This window comes from Pseudomonas oryzihabitans NBRC 102199, assembly GCF_000730625.1.
In the GTDB taxonomy this organism is placed as follows: Bacteria; Pseudomonadota; Gammaproteobacteria; order Pseudomonadales; family Pseudomonadaceae; genus Chryseomonas; species Chryseomonas oryzihabitans.
In genome coordinates this window covers 272,979-299,073 of record NZ_BBIT01000014.1, presented here as the reverse complement: position 1 = coordinate 299,073, position 26,095 = coordinate 272,979, and the positions used below count along the sequence as shown (strand labels likewise).

27 protein-coding genes and 1 other RNA gene are annotated in these 26,095 nt (G+C 66.4%); 7 read left to right on the top strand and 21 right to left on the bottom strand.

All coding sequences use genetic code 11. The features are described from left to right. Nucleotides 1-23: 23 nt before the first annotated feature. The gene (locus tag POR01S_RS17110) at nucleotides 24-497 is read right to left on the bottom strand and encodes a phosphate-starvation-inducible protein PsiE (protein WP_007162040.1); all 474 of its coding nucleotides are present in this window, start codon (nucleotides 495-497) and stop codon (nucleotides 24-26) included. Nucleotides 498-703: 206 nt separating this feature from the next. Between POR01S_RS17110 and POR01S_RS17105 the strand changes: the two genes are divergently transcribed. Further along, nucleotides 704-1,510, top strand: coding sequence for a SirB1 family protein (locus POR01S_RS17105; RefSeq protein WP_042137213.1), 807 nt, complete (start codon nucleotides 704-706; stop codon nucleotides 1,508-1,510). On the opposite strand, the gene POR01S_RS17100 is transcribed toward POR01S_RS17105, so the two are convergent. The 3 genes from POR01S_RS17100 to POR01S_RS17090 form a co-directional block, all read right to left on the bottom strand. Next, nucleotides 1,507-2,196: an LrgB family protein gene (locus POR01S_RS17100; RefSeq protein WP_042137211.1), complete on the bottom strand. Its 690-nt coding sequence runs from the start codon at nucleotides 2,194-2,196 to the stop codon at nucleotides 1,507-1,509. The two genes, POR01S_RS17105 and POR01S_RS17100, sit on opposite strands and share 4 nt — an antisense overlap. Next, a complete protein-coding gene (locus POR01S_RS17095) occupies nucleotides 2,189-2,560 on the bottom strand; it encodes a CidA/LrgA family protein (protein ID WP_007162043.1) in 372 nt (123 codons plus the stop codon). Before POR01S_RS17095 ends, POR01S_RS17100 begins: the two co-directional genes overlap by 8 nt. 123 nt (nucleotides 2,561-2,683) lie before the next feature. Beyond that, nucleotides 2,684-3,133: a flavodoxin gene (locus POR01S_RS17090; RefSeq protein WP_027600278.1), complete on the bottom strand. Its 450-nt coding sequence runs from the start codon at nucleotides 3,131-3,133 to the stop codon at nucleotides 2,684-2,686. A gap of 220 nt (nucleotides 3,134-3,353) precedes the next feature. On the opposite strand from POR01S_RS17090, the gene POR01S_RS17085 reads away from it, so the two are divergent. The 4 genes from POR01S_RS17085 (at nucleotide 3,354) to POR01S_RS17070 (ending at nucleotide 5,350) form a co-directional block, all read left to right on the top strand. Then, nucleotides 3,354-3,911 (top strand): putative antibiotic biosynthesis monooxygenase, encoded by a 558-nt coding sequence (locus POR01S_RS17085; RefSeq protein ID WP_007162045.1) that lies wholly within the window; start codon nucleotides 3,354-3,356, stop codon nucleotides 3,909-3,911. 96 nt (nucleotides 3,912-4,007) lie between these two features. Continuing rightward, nucleotides 4,008-4,706, top strand: a complete 699-nt coding sequence (folM, locus tag POR01S_RS17080) for a dihydromonapterin reductase (RefSeq protein WP_042137209.1) — start codon at nucleotides 4,008-4,010, stop codon at nucleotides 4,704-4,706. Nucleotides 4,707-4,721: 15 nt separating this feature from the next. Then, the gene (locus POR01S_RS17075) at nucleotides 4,722-5,015 is read left to right on the top strand and encodes a DUF1244 domain-containing protein (RefSeq protein WP_007162047.1); all 294 of its coding nucleotides are present in this window, start codon (nucleotides 4,722-4,724) and stop codon (nucleotides 5,013-5,015) included. Then, nucleotides 5,012-5,350 carry a HopJ type III effector protein gene (locus POR01S_RS17070; protein WP_027600275.1) on the top strand — a complete coding sequence of 113 codons (339 nt, stop codon included), beginning with the start codon at nucleotides 5,012-5,014 and terminating at the stop codon, nucleotides 5,348-5,350. Before POR01S_RS17075 ends, POR01S_RS17070 begins: the two co-directional genes overlap by 4 nt. Before the next feature lie 59 nt (nucleotides 5,351-5,409). On the opposite strand, the gene lpxC is transcribed toward POR01S_RS17070, so the two are convergent. The 17 genes from lpxC to rsmI form a co-directional block, all read right to left on the bottom strand. Further along, entirely contained in the window at nucleotides 5,410-6,324 is a 915-nt protein-coding gene (lpxC, locus tag POR01S_RS17065; RefSeq protein ID WP_007162049.1) for a UDP-3-O-acyl-N-acetylglucosamine deacetylase, read from the bottom strand. 109 nt (nucleotides 6,325-6,433) lie between these two features. Then, entirely contained in the window at nucleotides 6,434-7,615 is a 1,182-nt protein-coding gene (ftsZ, locus tag POR01S_RS17060; protein WP_007162050.1) for a cell division protein FtsZ, read from the bottom strand. Between the two features lie 53 nt (nucleotides 7,616-7,668). Further along, nucleotides 7,669-8,913 (bottom strand): cell division protein FtsA, encoded by a 1,245-nt coding sequence (ftsA, locus tag POR01S_RS17055; protein ID WP_007162051.1) that lies wholly within the window; start codon nucleotides 8,911-8,913, stop codon nucleotides 7,669-7,671. 16 nt (nucleotides 8,914-8,929) lie between these two features. Beyond that, nucleotides 8,930-9,784: a cell division protein FtsQ/DivIB gene (locus tag POR01S_RS17050; RefSeq protein WP_007162052.1), complete on the bottom strand. Its 855-nt coding sequence runs from the start codon at nucleotides 9,782-9,784 to the stop codon at nucleotides 8,930-8,932. Between the two features lie 65 nt (nucleotides 9,785-9,849). After that, nucleotides 9,850-11,265, bottom strand: a complete 1,416-nt coding sequence (gene murC / locus POR01S_RS17045; RefSeq protein ID WP_007162053.1) for a UDP-N-acetylmuramate--L-alanine ligase — start codon at nucleotides 11,263-11,265, stop codon at nucleotides 9,850-9,852. Nucleotides 11,266-11,299: 34 nt separating this feature from the next. After that, nucleotides 11,300-12,370 (bottom strand): undecaprenyldiphospho-muramoylpentapeptide beta-N-acetylglucosaminyltransferase, encoded by a 1,071-nt coding sequence (gene murG / locus POR01S_RS17040; protein WP_007162054.1) that lies wholly within the window; start codon nucleotides 12,368-12,370, stop codon nucleotides 11,300-11,302. Beyond that, on the bottom strand, nucleotides 12,360-13,559 hold the full coding sequence (gene ftsW / locus POR01S_RS17035) for a putative lipid II flippase FtsW (RefSeq protein WP_027600273.1): 1,200 nt from the start codon (nucleotides 13,557-13,559) through the stop codon (nucleotides 12,360-12,362). Before ftsW ends, murG begins: the two co-directional genes overlap by 11 nt. Next, on the bottom strand, nucleotides 13,559-14,902 hold the full coding sequence (murD, locus tag POR01S_RS17030; RefSeq protein WP_081875234.1) for a UDP-N-acetylmuramoyl-L-alanine--D-glutamate ligase: 1,344 nt from the start codon (nucleotides 14,900-14,902) through the stop codon (nucleotides 13,559-13,561). The genes ftsW and murD overlap by 1 nt, the downstream gene beginning before the upstream one ends. Before the next feature lie 5 nt (nucleotides 14,903-14,907). Then, complete coding sequence (mraY, locus tag POR01S_RS17025) at nucleotides 14,908-15,990, bottom strand: phospho-N-acetylmuramoyl-pentapeptide-transferase (protein ID WP_007162057.1); 1,083 nt, start codon at nucleotides 15,988-15,990, stop codon at nucleotides 14,908-14,910. Beyond that, the gene (locus tag POR01S_RS17020; protein WP_042137205.1) at nucleotides 15,990-17,357 is read right to left on the bottom strand and encodes a UDP-N-acetylmuramoyl-tripeptide--D-alanyl-D-alanine ligase; all 1,368 of its coding nucleotides are present in this window, start codon (nucleotides 17,355-17,357) and stop codon (nucleotides 15,990-15,992) included. The genes mraY and POR01S_RS17020 overlap by 1 nt, the downstream gene beginning before the upstream one ends. Beyond that, nucleotides 17,350-18,819 carry a UDP-N-acetylmuramoyl-L-alanyl-D-glutamate--2,6-diaminopimelate ligase gene (locus POR01S_RS17015; RefSeq protein ID WP_042137203.1) on the bottom strand — a complete coding sequence of 490 codons (1,470 nt, stop codon included), beginning with the start codon at nucleotides 18,817-18,819 and terminating at the stop codon, nucleotides 17,350-17,352. The genes POR01S_RS17020 and POR01S_RS17015 overlap by 8 nt, the downstream gene beginning before the upstream one ends. Then, nucleotides 18,816-20,510, bottom strand: coding sequence for a peptidoglycan D,D-transpeptidase FtsI family protein (locus POR01S_RS17010; RefSeq protein WP_371099671.1), 1,695 nt, complete (start codon nucleotides 20,508-20,510; stop codon nucleotides 18,816-18,818). Before POR01S_RS17010 ends, POR01S_RS17015 begins: the two co-directional genes overlap by 4 nt. Before the next feature lie 59 nt (nucleotides 20,511-20,569). Next, on the bottom strand, nucleotides 20,570-20,863 hold the full coding sequence (ftsL, locus tag POR01S_RS17005) for a cell division protein FtsL (protein ID WP_007162061.1): 294 nt from the start codon (nucleotides 20,861-20,863) through the stop codon (nucleotides 20,570-20,572). Further along, entirely contained in the window at nucleotides 20,860-21,801 is a 942-nt protein-coding gene (rsmH, locus tag POR01S_RS17000; protein WP_027600267.1) for a 16S rRNA (cytosine(1402)-N(4))-methyltransferase RsmH, read from the bottom strand. Before rsmH ends, ftsL begins: the two co-directional genes overlap by 4 nt. A gap of 2 nt (nucleotides 21,802-21,803) precedes the next feature. Continuing rightward, nucleotides 21,804-22,259: a division/cell wall cluster transcriptional repressor MraZ gene (gene mraZ / locus POR01S_RS16995; RefSeq protein ID WP_007162063.1), complete on the bottom strand. Its 456-nt coding sequence runs from the start codon at nucleotides 22,257-22,259 to the stop codon at nucleotides 21,804-21,806. A 288-nt stretch (nucleotides 22,260-22,547) separates the two neighbouring features. After that, an RNA gene (gene rnpB, locus POR01S_RS23125) (RNase P RNA component class A) lies at nucleotides 22,548-22,903 on the bottom strand. Nucleotides 22,904-22,964: 61 nt separating this feature from the next. Further along, complete coding sequence (rsmI, locus tag POR01S_RS16990; RefSeq protein WP_042137201.1) at nucleotides 22,965-23,810, bottom strand: 16S rRNA (cytidine(1402)-2'-O)-methyltransferase; 846 nt, start codon at nucleotides 23,808-23,810, stop codon at nucleotides 22,965-22,967. 123 nt (nucleotides 23,811-23,933) lie between these two features. On the opposite strand from rsmI, the gene POR01S_RS16985 reads away from it, so the two are divergent. Next, a complete protein-coding gene (locus POR01S_RS16985) occupies nucleotides 23,934-25,721 on the top strand; it encodes a penicillin-binding protein activator (protein ID WP_042137199.1) in 1,788 nt (595 codons plus the stop codon). Beyond that, a complete protein-coding gene (locus tag POR01S_RS16980; RefSeq protein WP_042137197.1) occupies nucleotides 25,718-26,092 on the top strand; it encodes a YraN family protein in 375 nt (124 codons plus the stop codon). Before POR01S_RS16985 ends, POR01S_RS16980 begins: the two co-directional genes overlap by 4 nt. Nucleotides 26,093-26,095 lie beyond the last annotated feature (3 nt).

Sequence of the window (26,095 nt, the reverse complement as noted above, 5' to 3'; positions counted from 1 at the left end):
GCAGCGGATAGCGGTGCCGCGGGCTACTTGTCGCCCGCGCCCTCGCCCACCACATCACCCGCCGCATCCAGCGCCCTGCTGGAAGGAAACCTGTTCGAGGCGACGCGGACCGCCAGCACCGCAAGCGATAGCAGGAAGATCCCGCCGCAGAGATACAGCAGCCCGACATCCGGCGGCCGATGATGAGAGACGTCACCGATCAGGTAGCGGGTCAGGGCGGTGATGGCGATATAAAGCAGGAAGCGGATCGGCAGGTGGTTGGTCTTGAAGTAGATGCCGACCATGGCACCCAGCTCCAGGTAGATGAAGAGCAGCAGGATGTCATCGATGCTCGCCTGGCCCTTGTCGAGCATGCCGAGGAAGGCCAGCACCGAGGCCCAGGCCGTGGCCGCGCCAATGGCGAACAGGCCGAAGTAGTGGAAGCCTTCCACCAGCAGGTTGCCGAGGGAGTTCGCCCCGTCGTGCATGCGTTTGCGACCGTTGTCTGCCCATTTCATGGCGTGCTGCTCCCTCCGCAAGAGTGAAGACCTCCACTCGAAGATAGATCCATGCCGGAATCCCGTTCTCGAGGTTGCCCTGGCGTCAGTCGCTCTTATAGCGAGAAGCCGGACCGTCGGCCAGTGCGCAACTGTCGCAGACTGGACGGCCCGGCGCTGGCAGGCTAAAACCTGAGGAAAAGCCCGCGAGGGCTCTGGAGTCTACCGTGGACGCGCGTCTTTCCTGCCTCGCCTGCCTGGACCGGCCCGATCCCCGGCTGCTGGAAGCCGCTCTGTGGATCGCGGCCGAACACCACGAACAGATCAATCCCCCGGCCCTGTTGCACTCGCTAGACGACCTGGCACTGCGCCTGGTCGCCAGCCTGGATAACGATGCCAGTCACGCCGAGCGGGCCCAGGCCTTGTTGCGGCAGCTGTGCGATGCCGGTTTTCGCGCGGCCGAGTGGCCCCTGAACCCTACGGCTGCCCTGCTCGACGAGGTCCTGGCGCGGCGACGCGGCCAGCCGCTGTCGATCGCCCTGGTGGCTCTGGAACTGGCCCGGCGCCTGGAGATCGACCTCCAGGGCATCGGCTTTCCCGGACATTTCCTCTTGCGCGTGCCGGGCGCGGATCATCTGCTCGAACCCTTCGGCGGTCGTCGCCTGTACATGAACGACTGCCGCCAACTGCTGGTGGATCAGTTCGGGCCCAACGCGCAACTGCAGGCCAGCTATCTGGCGCCCCTCGGTCCGCGGCAGATGATGCAGCGACTCTCGCGCAATCTGCGGGAATTGCATCGCCAGGGCGACCAGCCGCTGGCCGCGCTCAAGGATGCCCAGCGGGTCATCGAGCTGGGCACGGTCGGAGTCATCGATCACCTGGCGCGCGCCGATCTGTACCGCCAGCTCGACTGCCCCCAGGCCGAGCGCTACGACCTGCAGCACGCCCTGCTGATCAGCGAAGACGATGCCGAACGCGAGCAGGTGCGGCGGAGGCTGGCGCAACTGGGCGCGCCGTCCGCCACCCTGCACTAGCGGTGCAGCAGCCAGAGGACCAGCTGGGCGCCGAGCAGATTGCTCAGGCCGGCCAGCACCATGACCAGGCCAGCCACGGTGCCCTCCTCCAGGCCGACCTCGTAGGCCTTGCTGGTCCCTACGCCGTGGGCGCCCATGCCGAACAGGGCACCGCGGGCCAGGGCAGACTTGAGCGGCAGCAGCTTGATCAGCAGACTGCCGAGGATGGCGCCCCCCAGGCCGGTGATCATCACGAAAGCCGCGGTCAGCTCGGGGACGCCCCCCACGGTGGCGGACATCGGCATGGCAAAGGGAGTACTGATGGAGCGCGGCAGCATGGACAGCAGCACCCGGTCATCGAGCAGCAGCAGCCGGGCCAGCAACCAGGAACTGCCAATGGCCACGCCACTGCCGACGCAGAGGCCGGCCAGCAACGCCTGCCAGTAGCGCGCCAGCAGGCGTCTCTGCTGCCAGATCGGCACGGCGAAGGCCACCGTCGCCGGCCCCAGCAGGGTGATCAGCCAGTGGCTGTAGTGGGCGTACTCGGCATAGCTCACCTGCTGCCAGAGGGTGGCGGCATAGAGCAGCACCGTGACGAAGATGATCGGACTGACCACATACCAGCGCAGCCGGGCATAGAGCAGCCGACTCACCCCATAGCCCGCCACCGTCAGCAGCAGCCAGAAGAGTCCGGGCAGATCAAGCATCGCGACGCCCTCGCCGGCGAAACATCCAGTCCACGGTAAGGGCGGTCGCGACCATGGTCAGCACGGTGCTGAGCAGGATGGCCAGCAGGATGCGCACACCCTCTTGCCGCAGCAACGGACCGTAGTCGAGCAGACTCAGCAGCGCGGGAATGAAGAACAGCAGCATTTCTCCCAGCAGCAGGCGCACACCGCCCTGCAACCACTCGGGCTCGACGATGCGCGCGGCCAGCAGCACCAGCAGCATGGCCAGCCCCACCACCCCGCCTGGTACCGGCAAGGCGAAATAGGTGGCCAGCCAGGTACCCACACCCCACAGCGCGCCCAATCCGCACAGCTCCAGAGCCAGGCGCAGATATCTATTCACCCAGGGCTCCTTCTCAAATCCTCGACAGGCGCCAAGGATACCGAGGCTGAGGGGGCGAGGACAGCGAACCGGGCCCGGCGGCGCGCTCCGCGCGGGTAAAGCAGCGTTGCTGCCGGGGCAAGATCAGCCCAGGGCGGCGATGACCTCGGCGACCCAGCGCTCGGCGTCTTCGTCCGGCGTGACCGTTTCACTGGCATCGATGCGCAGCATGGGCAGCACTTCGCGCAGCCCCAGTTCGGCGAACAATTCCTGCATCAGCTCGCCGCCGCCGCAATAGGTGTCGCCATAGCTGGAATCACCCAGGGCCAGCACGGCGCCGGGTCGTCCGGACCAGGGCGGCAGCCGATCGCGCAGCTGGAAATACAGGGATTCCAGGTTGGCCGGCAATTCGCCCATGCCGGTGGTGGAGGTGATAGCCAGCAGGGCCTCGGGCGCGAAGGCCTCCAGGCTGGCGAGATCGGCATTGGGCTGGTGCCAGACCTCATGGCCTGCCGCGCTCAGGCGCGCCTTCACCTGACGGGCGATATCTTCGGCAGTGCCATAGACCGAGCCATTCAACAGTGCGACTTTCATACGGACCTCTTGCGTGGAATCCCGCCCAGTATGCCTGGCGCGGCCCGGCTTGGCGCTCCGTCAGCAAGACGACTCCGCTGGCAACCCCGGCTGCAGCCAAGGGTCTCAAGGCTTGTTATGCTAGCGCCGCCTGCTACCCCAGGCGTCTTCGCCACCTGTCCGCCTACCCGGCGGCGTGACGGCATCCGGCCTATCCGGCCCGATCGCCCGGAGTTAGAGCATGAATCAGCCTGTTACCCTCATGGTCGCGCGGCGCGTCGCGGCTGGCCAATACGACGCCTTTCTGGTCTGGCTGCGCGAAGGCGAAGCCCTGGCCACCGGGCATCCCGGCTATCTCGGTTCGGGGGTTCTGACCCCGCCTCCAGGCGACAACCTGGTGCAGATCGTCTTTCGCTTCGCCTGCCCCCAGACCCTCGACGCCTGGGAACACTCTGACACGCGGCGCCTCTGGCTGGAGCGTGGCCAGGGCCTGTTCGAAGCGCCCCTGGCACGGCGCGCCCAAGGCATGGACGACTGGTTCGGCGCCGGCCTGCAGCCGCCACCGCGCTGGAAGCAGAGCATCGCGGTCTGGCTGGCGTTCTTTCCCATTTCGCTGCTGTTCAATGCCGCCTTCGGCGATTACCTGGCCCATCTGCCGTTGCTGCCACGCATCCTGCTGAGCACCCTGATCCTTACCCCGGTGATGGTCTGCGTCTTCATCCCGCTGATCACCCGGGTGCTGAAGGGCTGGCTGCACAACGCCTCGCGGGCCAACGACTGGCGAGGCAGCGCCCGCTAGGCCCGCACGGATCGGCCTGCATCCTGACGCGTCGAATGCGTACAATAGCGGCGGCCAGCCCTCTGGCCGCCTCGTTCATCAGGATCGGGTACCCTCATGTCCGCAACCCTTCCCCTTCTGGTCACCGGCGCCAATCGCCGTGTCGGTCTCGCCTTGACCCGCCGGCTGCTGGCGGAGGGCCAACCCGTCATCGCCGTCTATCGCGACGATCCCGGTCCCTTGCGTGAGCTGGAGATCGAGGCCTATCAGGTCGATCTGGCGGAAGAGGCGCAGCGCGACATCCTGCTGCAGCAGCTGCATGAACGCCATCCGGCGCTACGCGGCATCGTGCACAACGCCTCGGTCTGGGCCGAAGACGGCCTGGATAATCTGCGGCTGCTCTATCGCCTGCACCTGGAAGCGCCCTACCACCTCAACCTGGGCCTGCAGGACCTGCTGCTGGCCGCGCCCCGGGCCGACATCATCCATATCGGCGACGACAGCGCCACCCGCGGCAGCCGCAACCACATCGGTTACGCCGCCACCAAGGCCGCCCTGCACAACCTGACCCTGTCCTTTGCCGAGGCCCTGGCGCCCACCGTCCGGGTCAACACCATCGCGCCGGGCCTGCTGATCTTCAAGGAGGGCGCCGACGAGGCCTATCGCCAGGCGACCCTGGAAAAGGCGCTGCTGGATTTCGAACCCGGCGCCGATCCCATCGTCGATACCGTGCTCTATCTGCTGTCGACCCAGTACGCCACCGGCAGCACCTTTACCGTCAACGGCGGGCGCCACCTGCGCCACGGCCGCCGCTAGCAAGAGGAATCAGCCATGACCGAACAAGACCGCCTGGAACTGGAGGCCGCCGCCTTCCGCACCCTGGTCGAGCACCTGCGCAAGCGCACCGACGTGCAGAACATCGACCTGATGAACCTGTCCGGCTTCTGCCGCAACTGCCTGTCCAAGTGGTACAAGGCCGCGGCCGACGACAAGGGCCTGGCGCTGAGCCTGGATGATGCCCGCGAGGCCGTCTACGGCATGCCCTACGCCGACTGGAAAGCCCAGTACCAAACCGAGGCCTCGCCGGCCCAGGCCGCGGCCTTCCAGGAGCAGCAGAACAAATGAGCGATCTCGCCAGCTTCCGCGCCCGCCTGGCCCAGGGCGACCATGCCTTCGCCGACACCCTGGCCTTTGTCGCCGAGCACTACCACTACCAGCCCACCGCCTTTCGCAACGGCGCGGTGGACAATGCCGCAGGCCAGAACGAAGGCTCCTGCAAGACCCTGGGCCTGGCCAAGCTCGAAGGTCTGAGCGATCAGGAAGCCCTGCTGGCCTTCGGCGAGCACTATCGCAGCGTCTTGCAAACCCCCGAGGGCAGCGACCACGCCAACATCCGTGCCCTTATCGCCCACGGCCTGGCCGGAGTGAGCTTCCAGGGCGAGCCCCTGGCGCGTCGCTAGGCCTTTTCAGCGGCCATAAAAAAAGCCCTGCGGATGCAGGGCTTTTTCTTGGACCGGACTCAGACGGCAGCCGCAGGTCTCATGTAGGAAATCGGCGCCAGACCGGAATCTTCGAAGGTCACCACTTCCCAGGCATCACGATCGGCCAGCAGCGCGCGCAGCAGGCGATTGTTCATGGCATGACCGGACTTGTAGCCGCGGAATTCGCCGATGAGGCTCTTGCCGAGCAGGTAAAGGTCGCCGATGGCGTCGAGGATCTTGTGCTTGACGAATTCGTCTTCGTAACGAAGACCGTCTTCGTTGATCACACCCTTCTCGTCCACCACGATGGCGTTGTCGACGCTGCCGCCCAGGGCCAGGTTGTGCGAACGCAAGAATTCCAGGTCGCGCATGAAACCGAAGGTACGGGCACGGCTGACTTCCTTGAGGAAGGAGGTGCTCGAGAAGTCCACCGAGGCCTTCTGGGTACGGTTGTTGACCACCGGGTGATCGAAATCTATTTCGAAGGTCACCTTGAAGCCGTCGAAGGGCACGAAGGTGGCGCGCTTGTCACCGTCGACGACAGTCACTTCACGCTTGATACGGATGAACTGCTTGGCCGCTTCCTGTTCCTGCAGACCGGCGGACTGGATCAGGAACACGAAGGGACCGGCACTGCCGTCCATGATCGGCACTTCGACCGCGGACAGCTCGACGTAGGCATTGTCGATACCCAGACCGGCCATGGCAGACAGCAGATGCTCAACGGTACCGACCTTGACGCCGGTGTCGCTGAACAGGTTGGTCGACATGGTGGTTTCACCCACGTTCTCGGCCCAGGCCGGGATTTCCACGACCGGATCGAGATCGGTGCGACGGAACACGATCCCCGTGTCGACCGGCGCCGGCTTCAGGGTCAGGTAAACCTTTTCCCCGGAATGCAGGCCAACGCCAGTGGCGCGAATGGTGTTCTTGAGGGTGCGTTGTCTAATCATGCCAGGGCCGCTCGGTCGCAGGGTGCGAATGGTGTTCAACGAAGTCGCGATGATAGCAGAAGCGAAAATCGATGCCCACTAATCACACCCTGGCTTGTGATATACCCGATCAATCAGCCTGACGACGCAGGAAGGCCGGGATGTCTAGGTAATCCAGGTCGTCGTTGGGATTGACCTTGGTCGCCGCTGCCGAGCCGCCATGATTCTGGCTGCCACGACCGGAGCGCATCGAGGTCGGGTACTTGAGGTCGTCGTAGTTGACCGGAGCGGTTTCCTGACGGGCCGCGGCCAGGGTCTGGGCAGTGTTGTCCACCACCTTGACCGGCTTCTCGATGCGCGCACCCAGGCCGGTGGCGACCACGGTGACGTGCAGCTCGTCGCGCATTTCCGGATCGATCACGGCGCCGACCTTGACGGTGGCGTGCTCGGACGCGAAGTCCTCGATGATCTCGCCGACGGCGGCGTATTCACCCAGGGACAGATCCAGGCCGGCGGTGATGTTGACCAGGATGCCGCGGGCGCCGTGCAGGTTGACGTCTTCCAGCAGCGGGTTGCGGATGGCGGCTTCGGTGGCTTCGCGCGCACGGTTCGGACCGCTGGCGTGGCCGGTACCCATCATGGCCATGCCCATCTCGCCCATCACGGTCTTGACGTCAGCGAAGTCGACGTTCATCAGGCCGGGACGCTGCATGATGTCGGAGATACCGCGGACGGCGCCAGCGAGGACGTCGTCAGCCTTGGCGAAGGCGGCCAGCAGGCTGGCGTCCTTGCCCAGAATGGTCAGCAGCTTCTCGTTGGGGATGGTGATCAGCGAGTCGACGCATTCGGACAGGGAGCGAATGCCTTCGTCGGCGACCTGCATGCGCTTGCGGCCTTCGAAGGGGAACGGACGGGTGACCACGGCAACGGTCAGGATACCCATTTCCTTGGCCACTTCAGCGATGATCGGCGCCGCACCGGTACCGGTGCCACCGCCCATGCCGGTGGTGATGAAGACCATGTCGGCGCCTTCGAGGACTTCGGCGATGCGCTCACGATCTTCCATGGCCGCCTGGCGGCCGATTTCCGGGTTAGTGCCGGCACCAAGACCCTTGGTGACGCCCGGGCCGAGTTGCAGCACGGTACGGGATGTGACGTTCTTCAGGGCCTGGGCGTCGGTATTTGCACAGATGAATTCGACGCCTTCAACACCGCTTTTGACCATGTGGTTGACGGCGTTGCCACCGCCACCGCCCACGCCGATGACTTTGATCACGGCGCTTTGTGGAATGTTGTCTACGAGTTCGAACATGGTCCCCTCTCTTCCTTTCGGATCTTCGCCTACTGCCGCGGTTTAATTGTGAATTACAAGTTGCCCTGGACCCAACGCTTCATGCGTTCCAGGACTGTGGATTTGGTTTCGCTGCTATATCCGCCAGAAACAACCGGCAAGGGATCGGTCTGCTTTTGCAGGCCATAGAGCAACAGGCCGACGCCTGTGGAATAGATCGGGTTGCTGATCACGTCAGTCAGACCCTTGACCGTCTGGGGCACACCCAGGCGTACCGGCATATGGAAAATCTCTTCCGCCAGCTCGACCGCGCCTTCCATCTTCGCGGTACCACCGGTGAGTACGATCCCAGCGGGGATCAGATCCTCGTAACCACTGCGGCGCAGTTCCGCTTGCACCAGTGTGAATAGCTCATCGTAACGGGGCTCGACCACTTCCGCGAGGGCCTGACGCGACAATTCTCGCGGCGGACGGTCACCCACGCTGGGCACCTTGATGGTTTCGCCCGGTCCAGCCAGTTTCGCCAAGGCACAAGCATACCGAATCTTGATTTCTTCGGCATATTGCGTTGGGGTTCTCAAGGCCATGGCAATGTCATTTGTGACTTGGTCGCCAGCAATAGGTATCACCGCCGTATGGCGGATGGCGCCTTCGGTAAAGATGGCTATATCGGTGGTGCCGCCGCCGATGTCGACCAGGCAGACGCCCAGTTCCTTTTCATCGTCGGTCAGCACCGAATAGGCCGACGCCAGTTGTTCAAGGATGATGTCGTCGACTTCCAGGCCGCAACGACGAACACATTTCTCGATGTTCTGCGCGGCGTTGACGGCGCAGGTCACGACGTGAACCTTGGCTTCCAGGCGGACGCCGGACATGCCCAGGGGTTCGCGCACCCCTTCCTGGTTGTCGATCACATAGTCCTGGGCCAGGGTGTGCAGCACGCGCTGGTCGGCGGGGATGGCCACCGCCTGGGCGGCATCGAGCACCCGCTCGATGTCCGCAGGGCTCACTTCACGATCGCGGATCGCCACGATGCCGTGGGAATTCAGGCTGCGAATGTGATTGCCGGCAATGCCGACGAAGGCCGAATGGATCCGGCAACCGGCCATCAGCTGGGCTTCTTCGATGGCCCGCTGGATGGAGGCGACGGTGGATTCGATGTTGACCACCACGCCCTTCTTGAGCCCGCGCGACGGATGGGTGCCGATCCCGACGATCTCGATCTGACCATCGGAAGACACCTCGCCGACCAGAGCCACGACCTTGGAAGTGCCGATGTCGAGGCCGACGATCATCTTGCCGCTTTGCACGCTTGCCATAGTAAAAAACTTCTCCTCAATGCTTGGCCGGTTCGGTCACGGGGGTGGCGGCGACAGCGGGATCACGCCAGGCCACGGCCAGACCGTTCGGATAACGCAGATCGATCCGCGCGATATTGTCCATCTGTGCCTTGAGCACCTGATCGTACAGGCGCATGAAGCGCCGCATCTTTTCCACCAGCTGGTCGCGGCCGAACACCAGTTCCAGGCCCTGACCGGTGGTGAGGTACCAGCTGCCGCGCTCGTGCATTTCCAGGCGCGACACGGTGTAACCGAGCGGCCGGAGCATCTGGCTGAACATCTGGTACTGCTGCATTACCTGCTGCTGGGCCCGCTTGGGGCCGTACAGCCGCGGTAGATTGTCATAGTTGGCCAGATCCTGCGGGGCAAAAGCCTCACCCTGGTTATTCAGCAGCGCCTCGTCGCCCCAGCGGGCGATGGGCATCTGCTCTTCCAGGCGGATACTGATCTCGTCCGGCCAGACGCGGCGCACCTCGGCGTGGGCGATCCACGGCATGGTTTCCAGTTCGTGGCGCATGTCGGCCAGGTCGACCTGGAAGAAGGTGGTGCCGACGAAGGGCGCGATACGCTGCTGCACCGCCCCCTGGCTGATGTAGGACAGGTCGCCCTTGACGCTGACCTTGGCGATCGGCCGGTCGGCATAGGGCAGCAGGCGCTGGGCACCTTCGTAGGTACCGAAGCCCAGCCCCAGCAGCAGGAACGGCCAGAGGATGCGCTTGAGCAGCCCCAGGCTCGGGCGTGGCAGGCGTGTCGACAGCGGCTCTTCGGCGACCAGGCGACTGGCGCCCCGCTGCTCGGCGTTGCGCGACCGGCCGAAGCCGGGCTGGTTGTGACGTAGGGTGGCGACCAAGGTTCAGCCCTCCACGTGCGCGCCGGCAACAGCGGTTGCCGGCAAGGGGTTGTACGGATGAAGGCTCATGCCGAACTCCCGGCGGTCGCGGCAGTGGCGAACAGCGGGTGCTTGAGCAGTTGCGGCGCCAGCGCGCCGATGTCGCCCGCGCCCTGGCAGAGCAGGATGTCGCCCGGGCGCAGCAGCGGCTTGACCAGCGGGGCGATGTTGCTGCCGCGCTCCACATAGATGGGATCGAGCTGGCCGCGCTGGCGGATGCTGTGGCAGAGCTGACGGCTGTCGGCGCCGGGAATGGGTTCTTCGCCGGCCGGATAGACTTCCATCAGCAGCAGGACGTTGGCATCGGCCAGCACCTGGACGAAGTCTTCGTAGAGATCGCGGGTACGGCTGAAACGGTGCGGCTGATAGACCATCACCAGTCGGCGCTCGGGCCAGCCGCCACGCACGGCCTTGATCACCGCGGCGACCTCGCGCGGATGGTGGCCGTAGTCGTCCACCAGCATGACGCTGCCACCGGCGACCGGCAGTTCGCCGTACACCTGGAAGCGCCGCCCTACCCCCTGGAAGCCGGACAGGCCATTGAGGATGGCCTCGTCGCTGACGCCTTCGTCGGTGGCGATGGCGATGGTGGCCAGGGCGTTGAGCACGTTGTGCACGCCCGGCATGTTGACCGAGACCGCCAGGGGCGCGCGGCCCTCGCGCAGCACGGTGAAATGGGTACGCATGCCTTCCTGGCGGATGTCCACGGCGCGCACGTCGGCGTCTTCGGCGGTGCCGTAGGTGACGGTGGGCCGGGCGACCTGGGGAATGATCTCGCGCACCACCGGATCGTCGACGCAGAGCACGGCCAGGCCATAGAACGGCAGGTTGTGCAGGAAGTCGACGAAGGTGCGCTTGAGCCGGTTGAAGTCACCCTCGTAGGTGCTCATGTGGTCGGCGTCGATGTTGGTGACCACGGCGACCATGGGCTGCAGGTGCAGGAAGCTGGCGTCGCTCTCGTCAGCCTCGGCGATCAGGTAGCGGCTGGTGCCGAGCTGGGCATTGGTGCCGGCGGCGTTGAGGCGGCCACCGATGACGAAGGTCGGGTCCAGGCCTTCGGCCGCGAACACCGAGGCGATCAGACTGGTGGTGGTGGTCTTGCCATGGGTACCGGCGACGGCGATGCCGTGGCGATAGCGCATCAGCTCGGAGAGCATCTCGGCGCGGGGCACCACGGGAATGCGCTGCTCGAGGGCGGCGGAGACCTCCGGATTGGATCTGTTGATGGCGCTGGACACCACCAGCACATCGACCTGATCCAGGTTCTCGGCGCGATGGCCGATGTAGATGCGCGCGCCGAATTGCTGCAGGCGCGCGGTCACCGCGGACTCCTTGAGGTCCGAACCCGAGACTTCGTAACCCAGGTTCAGCAGCACCTCGGCGATGCCGCACATGCCGACGCCGCCGATCCCGACGAAGTGGATGCGTCGAATGCTGCGCATGCGCCGAACTTCGGCCTGAATGGCACTTTGCGACTTAACCACGGGCAACCTCCAGACAGGCGTCGACGACTGCACGGGTGGCATCGGGTTTGGCCAGGGCTCGGCTGCGAGCGGCCATGCCGGCAAGACGTTCGGGATGCATCAGGACCTCGGTAAGCTGCGCGGCGAGATCCGCCGGGCGGGTGGAATGTTGCGGCAGCACCACACCGGCACCGGCGCGCTCCAGGAAGCGCGCATTGCTGGTCTGGTGGTCGTCGATGGCGTGCGGCAGGGGAATCAGCAGCGCCGGCAGACCGGTGGCGGTCAGCTCGGCGACGGTCAGGGCACCGGCCCGGCAGATCACCAGGTCGGCCCAGGCATAGGCGGCGGCCATGTCGGCGATGAAGGGCTGGACATCGGCCTCCACGGCGACGTTGGCATAGCGCTCGGCGGTGACCTCGGCGTGCTGGCGACCGGCCTGGTGGCGGACCTGCGGGCGAAGTCCGGCTGGCAGTTGCGCCAGGGCCTCGGGCAAGAGCTTGTTGAGCGGCTCGGCGCCCAGGCTGCCGCCCAGCACCAGCAGGTTGGCTGCGCGCTCTTCCAGCGGTGCCCGGGTCACCGGGGCGAAGAGCTCGGCGCGCACCGGATTGCCGGTGGACAGGCGCTTGGCGGACGCCGGGAAGGTATCGGCAAAGCCTTCGCAGACGCGCGCGGCCATGGGCACCAGCAGGCGATTGGCGGTGCCGGCGTGGGCATTCTGTTCGTGGATCACCAGCGGGATGTTGCACAGCTTGGCGGCCAGGCCACCCGGACCGGTGACGAAGCCACCCAGACCCAGCACGCAGACCGGCTTGAGCCGGCGCATGAGGCCGATGGCCTGCATGAGCGCGCCACTGAGCTGCAACGGCGCCTTCACCAGGGAGCGCACGCCCTTGCCCCGCAACCCGGTGACCGGAATGTGGTGCAGGGTGATGCCGGCCTTGGGCACCACGTCGTTCTCGATGCCGCGCGGGGTACCCAGCCAGTGCACGGTATAGCCGCGGGCTTCGAATTCACGAGCGCAGGCCAGGGCCGGGAAGACGTGCCCGCCGGTACCGCCGGCCATGATGAGGACGTTAGCGGACATCGGCGAAATCCTCTTCGGTGAATTCCACATCCTCGGTATCCACCAGGGTGCGTCTCTCCCATTCGATGCGCAGCAGCAGGCCCATGCTCACGCAGCAGATCACCAGGGAGCTGCCGCCGTAGCTGAGGAACGGTAGGGTCAGGCCCTTGGTCGGCAGCAGGCCGACGTTCACGCCGATGTTGATCAGGAACTGGCCGATCCAAAGCATCGACAGGCCATAGGCCACGTAGGCCGAGAAGAACTGCTTGGACTGCTCGGCCCAGTGACCGATGAACAGGCCGCGCACACAGACGAAGAGGAACAGGCCGACGGTGGCCATGGCGCCGATCAGCCCCAGCTCTTCGGCCAGTACGGCAAAGAGGAAGTCGGTATGGGCTTCGGGCAGATAGAACTGCTTCTGGATGCTGTTGCCCAGCCCGAGGCCGGTCCAGCCGCCGCGACCGAAGGCGATCAGCGCCTGGGTCAGCTGGTAGCCGGAACCGAACTGATCGGCCCAGGGATCGGTGAAGGTGATCAGGCGCTGCATCCGGTAGGACTGGGTCTGCACCAGCACGAACACCGCCAGCACCGCCAGGGCGACCATCAGCAGGAAGCGGAACAGGCCGACGCCGCCGAGGAACAGCATGGCGCCGGCAGCGCCCATCATCACCACGGTGGCGCCGAAGTCGGGTTCGCGCAGCAGCAGCATGGCCATCGGCAGGAGCACGATGAAGGGCTTGAAGAAGCCGGCCCAGGTGTGGCGCACCTCATGCTGGCGACGGACCAGGTAGCCGGCCAGATAGAGCACCACGAAGACCTTGGCGATCTCCGAAGGCTGCACGTTGAAGATGCCGAAGCCGATCCAGCGCAGGGAGCCGTTCACTTCGCGACCGATGCCGGGCACCAGCACCGCTACCAGCAGCAGGAAGGCGATGATCAGCAGCGGAAAGCCGAAGCGCTGCCAGGTGGCCATGGGGATCAGCATCACCACGCCGCAGGAGACGAAGCCGATCGCCAGGTAGATCAGGTGGCGGTACATGAAGTACAGCGGATTGCCGGACTGGGCGGCGGCCACCTCGGAAGACGCCGAGGTCACCATCACCAGACCGAGGCCGAGCAGCAACAGACAGCCGGCCAGCAGCGGGAAGTCCAGGTCGATGCCATGGCGGCTCGCCAGCGGCGAGGGATAGGGACGCAGCAGGCTGAGGATCATGCCAATGCCTCCACGGCCTGGGCGAACAGCCGTCCGCGTTCTTCGAAGTTGCGGAACATGTCGAGACTGGCGCAGGCCGGCGACAGCAGCACGGCGTCGCCCGGCTGGGCCAGACGACGGCTCTCGGCCACGGCCTCTTCCAGGGTGGCGACGCGCAGCTGCTGCACGGTGGCCGGCAGGATCTCGGCGATCCGCGCGGCATCACGCCCCAGCAGCACCACGGCGCGGCAGTGACGGGCGATGGGTTCGCGCAGGGCGCTGAAATCGGCACCCTTGCCGTCGCCGCCGGCGATCAGCACCAGTTGACCGGTGATGTCGTCGCCCAGGCCTTCCACGGCGGCCAGCGCCGCACCGACATTGGTTGCCTTGGAATCGTTGTAGTAGTTGACGCCCGCGACCTCGCCCACCCACTGGCAGCGGTGCTCCAGCCCCGGGAAGGCGCGCAGGGCCTCCAGCATGGGCGCCATGGGCAGACCGGCGGCCTGGCCGAGTGCCAGCGCAGCCAGGGCATTGCTGTGGTTGTGGGTACCGCGGATCCTGAGTTCCTCGACATCCAGCAGGTTGTCGAAGGCCAGCGCCAGATAGCGGCGGCCCTCCTCCTCGCGAATGCCAAAGGCACGGAAATCCGGACGTCCCAGGCCAAAGGTCAGGCAGGGCACGCCCTCGCCGATCAGCGGCCGCGACAGCGCATCGTCGCGATTGACCACCACCTGGCGGGCGCCGCGGAAGATGCGGTGCTTGGCCTGGTGATAGGCCGGCATGCCGGTGTAGCGATCCATGTGGTCTTCGCTGAGGTTGAGCACCGTGGCGACCTCGGCGTTGAGCCGCTCGCAGGTTTCCAGTTGGAAGCTCGACAGCTCCAGCACATAGAGCTCGACGTCATCGGCCAGCAGATCCAGTGCCGGGGTGCCCAGGTTGCCCCCCACGGCCACGCGCTTGCCGGCGCGCAGTGCCATTTCGCCCACCAGGGTGGTGACGGTGCTCTTGGCGTTGGAACCGGTGATGGCGACGATGGGTGCCTGGGCATGGCGCGCGAACAGGTCGATGTCGCCGGACAGCCGCACGCCGCGGGCGGCTGCTTCCTGCAGCGCTGGTGTTTCCAGGGCCAGGCCGGGACTCACGTAGAGTTCGGCGGCGCGGGCCAGGAAGTCGGCATCCAGCTCGCCGCAGCGCACCTCGACCTGGGGATACTGGGTTCTCAGGGTCGCGAGTTCCGGCGGCTGTTCCCGCGTATCGGCCACGGCAAAGGGCACGCCCCGGCGCGCGAGAAAGCGCACCAGCGACATGCCACTCTTGCCGAGGCCGACGACGATACGGAACTGGTCGGAAGCGATGAGCACTGCGATTACCTCAGCTTCAGGGTGGCGAGACCGAACAGCACCAGGATCACGGTGATGATCCAGAAGCGCACGATGACCCGCGGTTCGGGCCAGCCCTTCAATTCGAAATGGTGGTGAATCGGCGCCATGCGGAAGACGCGCTTGCCGGTCAGCTTGAAGGAAGCGACCTGGATGACCACCGAGAGGGTCTCCATGACGAAGACGCCACCCATGATGAACAGCACCACTTCCTGGCGGACGATCACGGCGATGGTGCCGAGGGCGGCGCCCAGCGCCAGGGCGCCGACGTCACCCATGAAGACCATGGCCGGATAGGTGTTGAACCAGAGGAACCCCAGGCCCGCGCCGATCAGGGCGCCGCAGAAGACGATCAGCTCGCCGGAACCCTCCACATAGGGAATCAGCAGGTAGTCGGCGAATTTCACGTTGCCCGACAGGTAGCAGAAGATGCCCAGGGCGCCGCCGACCATCACGGTGGGCATGATCGCCAGGCCGTCGAGGCCGTCGGTGAGGTTGACCGCGTTGCTGGAGCCGACGATGACGAAGTAGGTCAACACAACGAAGAAAATCCCCAGCGGGATTTCGATGTTCTTCAGCAGCGGCAGGATCAGCGTGGTTTCGATGGGCGCCTTGGCCGTGACATAGAGGAAGATCGCCGCCCCCAGGCCGAATACCGATTGCCAGAAGTACTTCCAGCGACTGGGCAGGCCCCGGGAGTTCTTCTCGATCACCTTGCGATAGTCATCGACCCAACCGATGGCGCCGAACAGGAAGGTCACCGCCAGCACGGTCCAGACGTAACGGTTGTGCAGATCGGCCCACAGCAGGGTGCTGATGCCGATGGTGGTCAGGATCAGGGCGCCGCCCATGGTGGGGGTGCCGGACTTGGACAGGTGCGACTGGGGGCCATCGTTGCGCACGGCCTGGCCGATCTGGCGGATCTGCAGGGTGCGGATCATCCAGGGGCCGAGCCACAACGACAGCAACAGGGCGGTCAGGACGCCCAGAATGCCGCGCAGGCTGAGGTATTGGAAGACGGCGAAGCCCTTGTAGAACTGTTGCAGGAACTCCGCCAACAGCAGCAGCATCAGTGTTTCTCCTCGGTGTTGAGAGCGCAGAGCGCGGCGACGACCTTGTCCATCGCGGCGCTGCGGGATCCCTTGATCAGCAGGGTGGTTCCGGCCCGGTCCTCGTCCGCCAGGGCCTCGATCAGCTCTTCGCGATCGGTGAAATGCCGGGCCGCGGCGCCGTAGGCGCGGGCCGCATGGGCCATGGCGGGACCGACGCTGTAGAAGGCGTCCACCTTGCCGCGGGCATGCTCGCCCACGTCGCGATGGCCCTCTTCGGTCCACTCGCCCAGCTCAGCGATGTCGCCCAGTACCACCACCCGGCGGCCCGGCAGGGCCGCCAGCAGGTCGATCCCGGCTTTCACCGACGCAGGGTTGGCGTTGTAGCTGTCGTCGATGACCTGGGCACCGCGCTGGCTGGTGCGGGTCAGGGTGCGGCCCTGGACCGGTGCCGCGGTGGCGAGGCCACGGGCGACGGTGGCCAGCTCCAGGCCCAGGCTGAGGGAGGCGGCGGCCGCGGCCAGGGCGTTGCCGACGTTGTGGGCACCCAGCAGTCGCAGGGTGACCGGCGCCTCGCCCTGGGCGGTGTGCAAGAGAAAGCTCGGGCGGCCCTGGGCGTCCAGGGTGACCGCGCTGGCGCGGACATCGGCGCGGGCATCCAGGCCGAAGGCGACGACCTTGCGACCTGCCGCGCGGCGCTGCCAGGTCTCGAAGGCCGCGTCGTCGCGATTGAGCACCACGGTGCCACCCTCGCCCACGCCTTCGATGATCTCGCCCTTGGCCTCGACGATACGATCGACGCCGCCGAATTCGCCCACATGGGCCTGGCCGGCGTTGGTAATGATAACGACATCCGGGCGTGTCAGGCTCACGGTGTAGGCAATGTCACCGACATGGGAAGCACCCAGCTCGATGACGCCATAGGCATGCTCGGCGGCCAGTTGCAGCAGGGTCAGGGGCGCGCCCAGGTCGTTGTTCAGATTGCCTTGGGTAGCCAGGGTGGCGCCCTGCTGACGCAGGATGGCGGCGAGCAGCTCCTTGACCGTGGTCTTGCCACTGGAGCCGGTCACGGCGGCGAGCCGGCCCTGGAACAGGTCACGATTGAAGGCGCCCAGGCGACCCAGCGCCAGGCGGGTATCGGCCACCACCAGCTGGGGCAGGTGCACTTCGGGGACGGCACGCTCGACCAGGGCCGCTGCGGCGCCCTGGGCAGCCACGTCGGCCAGATAGGCATGACCATCGAAGCGCGGCCCGGTCAGGGCGACGAAGAGCTGTCCGGCCACGGCCTTGCGGCTGTCGGTGCCGACGCCGTCGAACAGGGCATCGGCGCCCAGCAGGTTGCCGGTCAGGGCCTCGGCCACTTCGGTGAGGGTGAAGGATCTAAGCATGCTGTCGCTCCCAGGCGGTCAGGGCCCGCTCGGCCTGGTCGAGATCGGAAAAGGGATGGCGGACACCGGCGATCTCCTGGTAGGGCTCGTGGCCCTTGCCAGCCAGCACCACGATGTCCTGGGCGGTCGCCGCGGCCACGGCCTGGGCGATCGCCACCTCGCGCCGGCCGGCGAAGCTCACCTGCTCGGGCTGTGCGAAGCCGGCGCGGATGTCGGCGACGATGGCGGCCGGATCCTCGGTACGGGGGTTGTCGTCGGTCACCACCACCTGATCGGCCAGGCGCTCGGCCACCGCGGCCATCTCCGGTCGCTTGCCGCGATCGCGATCGCCGCCACAGCCGAACACGCAGACCAGACGACCCTCGGCACCCACATGGGGCCGCAGGGCGGTGAGCACCTTGTCCAGGGCGTCGGGGGTGTGAGCGTAGTCCACCACCACCAGCGGCCGCCCAGCGCCGCCCAGGCGCTGCATGCGTCCGGCCGGGCCCTGCAGCTGCGGGAGGATGGCGAGGATGTCGGCCAGTGCATGACCGAGACCCAGCAGGGCACCGATGGCGGCCAGCAAATTGCTCAGGTTGAAGCGCCCGATCAGCTGGCTGCGCAGCTCGCCGGTGCCCTGGGCGGTGACCAGCTGGGCGCGCACGCCGTGGTCGTCGAACTGGACGGCCTGGCAATGGAGGCTGGCGGCCGGATCGCTCAGGCTGTAGGTCAGGGTCGCGGCCGGGCTGGGGCGAGCCGCCAGCTCGCGGCCAAAGGCGTCATCCAGATTGAGGACGCGGGTGCCGAGCCCGGGCCAGGCGAACAGCTGGGCCTTGGCTTCGCCATAGGCGACCATGGTCCCGTGATAATCGAGGTGGTCGCGGGAGAGATTGGTGAAGACCGCGACCTTGAAGGCCAGCGCCGCCACCCGGCCCTGGGCCAGGCCATGGGAAGAGACTTCCATGGCCACGGTGGCGGCGCCACCCTCGGCCAGTTCGGCCAGGGTCGCCTGCAGCTTGAGGGCATCCGGCGTGGTATGGCGGCCTTCGGCCAGGGCGCCATAAAAGCCGCTACCCAGGGTGCCGACGATGCCGCAACGCTGACCGAGCAGGTCGCAGGCCTGGGCGATCAGCTGGCTGACACTGGTCTTGCCATTGGTACCGGTGACGCCGACTAGCGCCAGGCGCCGGCTGGGCTCGTTGTGAAAACGCCCGGCGATGGCGGAAAGCTGGGCGGCCAGACCCTCGACGGCAATCAGGGGAATGTCCAGGGTCGGCAGCGCGGGGGCGTCCTTCGCTTCGTAGGCGATGGCCGCGGCTCCGCGCTCGGCGGCAGCGGCGATATGGGCGCGGCCGTCGCTGTGCAGACCGGGAATGGCGAGGAACAGGAAACCCGGCTGAACTTCGCGGCTGTCCAGCGCCAGACCGCCGATATCGACGGCGGCGGTGGCTTCAGGCAGGAGGTCGGTCAGCAGACGGCTCATCGATCACGCTCCCCGACCAGCAGCGGTTTGGCGGCAGCCTGGGCCTGGGCCTGCTGCACGGGCAGCGGCTGCAGGTTGTCCGGCTGGATGTTCATCAGGCGCAGGGCACCGGACATCACGCGGCTGAACACCGGCGCCGAGACCACGCCGCCGTAGTAGCCGCCCTTGCTGGGACGATCGATCACCACCACCGCGGCCAGGCGCGGATTGCTGGTGGGGCCGAAGCCGGCGAACAGCGAGCGATAGGAATTCTCGGCATAGCCACGGGTACCGGTGCTGGTCTTGCGCGCGGTACCACTCTTGCCGGCGACGTGGTAGCCCGGCACCTGGGCGCGGAAGGCGCCGCCGGGGGCTTCCACGACCTGTTGCAACATGCCCTGCAGAGTCTTGGCAACGCGTTCTTCCACTGCCTGATCGCTGGGCGGGGCCTTGTCCAGGCGCACCATGGACAGCGGCACCGAGCGACCGTCGTTGGCCAGCACCGAATAGGCGTGGGCCAGTTGCACGGCGGTCACCGCCAGGCCGTAGCCATAGGACAGGGTCGCGGTCTCGGCCGGGCGCCAGTTGCGATGATTGGGCAGATTGCCGACGCGCTCGCCGGGAAAGCCCAGACCGGTGTCCTGGCCGAGGCCGACGGCGCGCATGGCGTTGTAGATATTCTCGCCACCGACGTCGAAGGCGATCTTGCTCATGCCGACGTTGCTGGACTTGATGAGGATGCCGGTCAGGTCCAGGGCGCCGTCGCTGTGGGAGACGTCCTTGATGGTGTAGCGACCGATCTGCAGCGAACCGGGATAGACGTTGACCTTGTCGGTGGGCTTCCAGCGACCGCTGGCGAGCGCGGCGGTCATGGAGATCGGCTTCATCACCGAACCGGGCTCCATGACGTCGATCATCGCCCGGTTGCGCATGGCGGCCGGTTCCAGACTGCGGCGATTGTTGGGGTTGTAGGTGGGCATGTTGACCATCGCCAGGACCTCGCCGGTCTTGACGTCGACGATGGTCAGGCTGCCGGCCTCGGCTTCGAACTGGGTCAGGGCGTTGCGCAGTTCGCGCGCGGCGAGATACTGCAGACGCAGGTCGATGGACAGCGCCAGGGTATTGCCCGGCTTGGCGTTCTTGGCGACCTGGACATCGCGGATCAACCGGCCGCGGCGGTCCTTGACCACCTGCCGACGACCCGGCACGCCGGACAGCCACTCGTTGAACGCCAGTTCGATGCCTTCGCGCCCGTGGTCATCGATGTCGGTGAAGCCGACCACATGGGCCGCCACCTCACCCGCCGGATAGAAACGTCGAAATTCCTCGATGTCGTAGACACCGGGAATCTTGTGCGCCTTGACCTGGGTCATCACCGCATCGCCCTGCTCGGGCGTCAGGCCGCGGGCCAGGTAAAGAAATTCCTTGCTGGCATTCTGCTCGATGCGCTTGGCCAGTTCCGCCCGTGGCTGGCCGACGGCATCGGCCAGGGTCGCCCAGCGATCCTCGGCACCCAGCAGTTCCTTGGGATTGATCCACAGGGTGGTGACCGGCGTACTCACGGCCAGGGGTTCGCCGTTGCGGTCGGTGATCAGGCCGCGGTGCGCGGGAATGGGGATGGTGCGCACGCTGCGCGCATCGCCCTGCCCCTTCAGAAAGGCCCGGTCGATCACGTGCAGATCGACGATGCGCCAGATGATGGTGCCGACCATGACCAGCAACAGCCCGATGATGAGGCTGAAGCGCCATGGCAGGCGCGCGATCAGGCCTTTCACGGATTGACCATCCGAATTTCGGCCGGATCGGGGATGCGCATCTGCAGCTGGCCGCTGGCCAGGGCCTCGACGCGGCTGTGGGCGGTCCAGGTGCTCTGCTCCAGCAGCAGCCGGCCGTATTCGGCCTGGGCCTTGTCGCGGATGGCCATTTCGCCATAGAGCGTGTTGAGCAGCTGGCGATTCCAGTGGGCGCTATAGGCCACGGCCACCGCCGACAGCAGCACACCGGCGAACAGCACCAGCATGACGCTGCTGCCCAGGGGCAGTTTCTTGACGAAGAGCCGGCTCATTTCAGCTTCTCGGCAACGCGCATCACGGCGCTGCGCGCGCGGGGATTGGCGGCCAGTTCGGCTTCGCCGGCATAGACCGGCTTGCCCAGCAGGCGCAGCGAGGGCTCGAAGACCGTGGCGCGGATCGGCAGGTCGCGCGGCAACTGATCGGCCTCGCCCTTGGCCAGCCGGCGCATGAACTGTTTGACGATGCGATCTTCCAGCGAGTGGAAGCTGATCACCACCAGCCGGCCACCCACGGCCAGCTGCTCGTAAGCGGCCTGCAGGCCCTGCTCCAGATCGCTCAGCTCGCGGTTGATGTAGATGCGCAGACCCTGGAAGGCGCGCGTCGCGGGATGCTTGCCCTTTTCCCAGGCCGGATTGGCCTCGGTGAGCACCTTGGCCAGGTCGCCGGTGCGCTCGAAGGGCTGGACCTCGCGGCGCTGCACCACGGCACGCGCCATGCGCTTGGCGAAACGCTCTTCGCCGAATTCCTTGAATACCTGGGCGATGTCGGCCTCGGGCGCGGTGGCGATCCAGGCGGCGGCGCTCTGCCCCCGACTCGGATCCATGCGCATGTCCAGGGGGCCGTCCTGCATGAAGCTGAAACCGCGCTCGGGATCGTCGAGCTGGGGCGAGGACACGCCCAGATCCAGCAGCACGCCATCGACCTGACCGGACCAGCCCCGGCCGACGAGTTCATCGCCCAGCTCGGCGAAGCTGCGCTGGACGATCTCGAATCGCGGGTCTTCCGTGGCCAGGGCCTGGCCGGCGGCGATCGCCTGGGGATCCTTGTCGAAACCCAGCAGCCGCCCTTCTCCACCCAGCAGGCGCAGCACGGCCCGGCTGTGTCCGCCGCGGCCGAAGGTGCCGTCCAGATAACGGCCGGCAGGCTGGATCGCCAATGCCTGTACGGCCTCGTCCAGGAGAACGGAGACGTGGTGGAAGACTGGGTTCATGGTCACAGGATCAAATCGCGCATTTCATCCGGCATACCGCCGGGTTCCTTAATCGCCAGGAGATCCGCGTCGCACACGGCACTCCAGGCATCCTCATCCCATAACTGGAACTTGTTGAGCTGCCCGACCAGCATCACGCGCCGGTCCAGCTTGGCGTATTCACGCAGGCGCGGCGGAACCAGGAAGCGGCCACTGCCGTCGAGCTCCAGATCCACCGCATTGCCGATCAGCAAGCGCTGCAAGCGGCGAGTCTCCTCGCGTAGCGAGGGCAACTGCCGCAGCTTGCTTTCGATGATTTCCCATTCCGGGAGTGGATAGACGCAAAGGCAGGGGTCGACGGCATCGATCGTCACGATGAGCTGGCCGGCACAACGCTCCAGCAGCTCGTCACGATACCGGCTCGGCATCGCGGCGCGCCCCTTGGCGTCGAGACTGATGGCGTTCGCTCCCCGGAACAATTTCGCGTCCTCTAATAGGCTGTCCTTGCCATTAAATCCCACTTCGCCCCACTTCGTACCACCGGCCGCCACTATATTGAGGAGGGCCGCTTTCAGTCAAGGTAAGCGAGGGGGTTCCCAGGCCGCGTGGGACGGGGATTTCGAGCAAATTGCACGAGTTCACGACCAGGACGAACGACATCGATTTCCGACAAACGGAAATGAAGTCAATTGATTGGCTCAATTGATTAAAGTGATGTCTCAAGAAGAGGTCACAAGCCCGGGCGCAGGGGCCCAGGAGGGAGGGGGTGCGAGAGCCGACCTGTAAGCCGGGTTCTGTCGAGGACAGTCATTCCTCTGGGACAACCATCGCTGATTGCCTCTAGCGACCTACCCGAATCCAGCGCGGGCCACGCCTATGGATTCCTATTTGGTCTTGCTCCAGGTGGGGTTTACCTAGCCACGAACTGTTGCCAGCCGTGCGGTGCGCTCTTACCGCACCTTTTCACCCTTACCGGCGCTTGCGCGCTTAGGCGGTTATTTTCTGTGGCACTTTCCGTAGGCTCACGCCTCCCAGGCGTTACCTGGCACCTCGCCCTATGGAGCCCGGACTTTCCTCCCTCGCAACCCTTGCGGATCACGACAGCGACTGCCCGGTCGGCTCTCGCGGCGCAAGGGTATAGAGACTGGGGGCGGATAACAAGGAAAGATGCCCACTAATTCGCCCTACTCGCCCTTGCGCTCCAGCGCCAGCTGATAGAGCAGATTCTTGCGCGCGCCGGTGATCTGGGCGGCCAGGGCGGCGGCGCGCTTGATCGGCAGCTCGGCCAGCAGCAGATCGAGGATGCGCAGGGTCTCGGCATCGACCTCGGCGTCCTCGGGCTCCGCCCAACCGGCCACCAGCAGCACGCACTCGCCGCGCTGCTGATCCAGATCCGCGCGGATCCAGGCCAGCAGCTCGCCGGCGGGCAGGCCGCGCAGGGTCTCGAAGGTCTTGGTCAATTCGCGACCCAGCACGATGTGCCGTTCAGGCCCGAAGGTGCTCACCATGTCGGCCACGCAATCCTCAAGCCGATGAGGCGCCTCGTAGAAGATCAGGGTGCGCGGGTCTTCGCGCAGGGCCGCCAGTCGCCCCTGCCGGCCCACCGCCTTGGCGGGCAGGAAGCCTTCGAAGCTGAAGCGATCCGAGGGCAGCCCGGCTGCCGACAGCGCCGCGATCAGCGCGCAGGCGCCCGGTATCGGCGAGACCTTGATGGCCTGGGCGCGCGCTGCCCGCACCAGATGGAAACCCGGATCGGAAATCAGCGGCGTGCCCGCATCGGAGATCAGGGCGACATCGTCCCCCGCCAGCAGCCGGGTGATGAAGCGGCCACCGGCATCGCGCTCGTTGTGGTCGTGGCAGGCCGCGAGGGGCGTCTCGATGCCGAAATGGCGCAGCAGGCGCGCCGAATGACGGGTGTCTTCGGCGGCGATCAGGGCCACGTCGCGCAGCACCTTGAGCGCGCGGGCGGTGATGTCGTCCAGGTTGCCGATGGGCGTGGCAACCACATAAAGAGTACCCGGCGAAATCATGATGAAACCTGACGGACTGGAAATAGCCCAACAGTGTACGCCGCTCTCGCCCTCGGCGTTCGCAGCGCTTGGGTGCTGTGAGACAATCGCCCCCTTTCCAGACATTTGCTCAGGAACCACAGCATGAAGTTCCGCCTGCGTCCGCTGCTCTGCGCCACCGCCTTCGCCCTGCTCGCCGCCTGCAGCAGCTCGCCCGTCAACAACTCCCTCGGCGACCTGCCCCAGCCCAGCCAGGCCAGCATCGAGCAACTGCTGAACCAGGCCGGCTCCAGTCAGTCCGAGCAGGCCAATCTGCTGCGCCTGACCGCCGCCGACAAGGCCTATGCCCAGCAGAACTCCCGCGAAGCGCGGCAGATCCTGGGCTCCATCAATCTCGAAGGCCTCAAGCCGGCCCAGCAGATGTTCGCCCAGACCCTGCTGGCCCAGCTCGACCTGCTCGACAAGCAGCCGGCGCAGGCCGTCAAGCGCTTCGACCATCCGAGTTTCGCCCAGCTGGGCGAATTGCCGGCCCAGCAGCAGATCCGCAGCGGCCTGACCAAGGCCGATGCCCAGGCCGCCAACGGCCAGCAGCTCGCCGCCGCCCAGGAGCGGATCTTTCTCGGTCCGCTGCTGGACGGCGATGCCGCCCACGACAATCGCGAGCAGATCTGGCAACTGATCACCAGCCTGCCGGATGCGCAACTGCGCCAGAGCGTGAAGGACGCCGATCTCAATGGCTGGCTGGCGCTGGCCGCCATCACCCGCGGCAACCTGGCGCTGGATCAGCAGCTGGCCGCCATCGAGGACTGGCAGAAGCAGCACCCCGGCCATCCCGCCGCGCGCAACCTGCCCGATGATCTGGAGCGCCTGAAGACCCTGGCGCGGGAACCGCTCAATCGCGTCGCCCTGCTGCTGCCCCTGCAGGGTCAGCTCGCCGGCGTCTCCCGCGCGCTGCAGGACGGCTTCATGGCCGCCCGCTACGAAGCCCTGGCCGCCGGCCAGAGTGCGCCGGCCGTGACCGTCTACGACAGCACCCAGATGGGCTCGCTGGACGCCTTCTACCGCCAGGCCCAGGCCGCCGGTATCCAGCTGGTGGTGGGTCCGCTGGAGAAGAACTTCGTCAAGCAGCTCGGCGATCGCCCGCAACTGCCGATTAACACCCTGGCGCTGAACTATGGCGACAGCCAGGGCGCTCAGCCGCCGCAACTCTTCCAGTTCGGCCTGGCCGCCGAGGACGAGGCCCGCGAAGCCGCGCGCCGCGCCTGGGCCGATGGCAAGCGCAGTGCTGGCGCCATGGTGCCCCAGGGTGACTGGGGTGCCCGCGTGCTGGCTGCCTTCCAGAACGAGTGGCAGCACCTGGGCGGTCGCCTGGTCGCCGCCGAGCGCATCGGCCAGCCGGTCGAGATCGCCAATCGCATCAGCAGCCTGCTGCAGATGCGCCAGGGCATGGACTTCATCTTCCTCGCCTCGACGCCGGCCCAGGCCCGTCAGATCAAGCCGATCCTGGTCTACCAGAACGCCCGCGATCTGCCGGTGTACGCCACCTCCAACCTCAACAGCGGGGTCAATGAACCCGGCGTGAACCAGGATCTCAACGGCATCCTGTTCTGCGAAACGCCCTGGCTGCTCGACCCGAGCAATCCGCTGCGCGCCAAGATCACCGCCCAGTGGCCCCAGGCCGGCACCAGCATCGGTCGCCTCTACGCCATGGGCGCCGACGCCTACCTGCTGGCGCTGCACCTGCAGCAGCTCAAGGCCCTGCCCAACTCCGAGCTGCCCGGCCTGTCCGGCAACCTGAGCGTGGCGCCCGATCAGCGCGTGGTGCGTCACCTGCCCTGGGCGGAATTCCGCAACGGCGTGGCCCAGCCGCTGCCGGCCAGCAATGCGCCGCTGCCCACCACCAGCGTGCCGGCCTCGCTCAGCACCCCGTGAAGCAGGCGCCGCACCTCCAGCGCGGCCGGCAGGCCGAGGATCGCGCGCTGCAGTTCCTGCAGACGCACGGTCTGCGCCTGCTGGAGCGCAACTGGCGCTGGCAGGGTGGCGAGCTCGATCTGGTCATGCTCGACGGCGATACAGTAGTATTCGTCGAGGTACGCGCCCGCAGGCACACCGCCTGGGGCGGCGCCGCGGAAAGCATAGATGCCCGCAAGCGGCAGCGACTGGTCAACAGCGCCGCCCTCTTTCTGCAATCCGAAGCGCGCTGGGCCAAGCGGCCCTGTCGTTTCGACGTGATCGCGATCGGCCCCGGGGCCGACGCATCCCCTCAGGCACTCGAATGGATCAAACAGGCCTTCGACGCCTGAGGC